The organism is Peribacillus sp. NPDC056705 (assembly GCF_043656335.1).
Genome location: NZ_JBHTYI010000152.1, coordinates 1,407 through 1,683 on the forward strand (window position 1 = coordinate 1,407; position 277 = coordinate 1,683).

Consider the following 277-nt stretch of genomic DNA (forward strand, 5'->3'; position numbering starts at 1 on the left):
GATTCTCCGAAATCCAGTAAGGCAATCCCCGAAATCCAGTCGATGAATTGATCGAACAACGGACGGTCCGTCCCTAGCTTAGCCGCAAGCATCGCAATTTGCTCATCGGTTGCTTCTACACCAAGAATAGTGAGCGCAGGATTACCAGGAATGATGCGGAACACGGAAAATGTCAGGATGACCACGAACAACATCGTCAGAAATAGCGTGAGCGTACGCCTTGTATAATAATTCATGTTGGGCAAATCACCTCCGACTGTCCTACTCCGTAAAATAG

1 pseudogene is annotated in these 277 nt (G+C 47.7%); it reads right to left on the reverse strand.

From position 1 onward, the window contains the following. A pseudogene (locus ACFRAK_RS28405) lies at window positions 1–236 on the reverse strand (ABC transporter permease); the annotation flags it as partial. Window positions 237–277 lie beyond the last annotated feature (41 nt).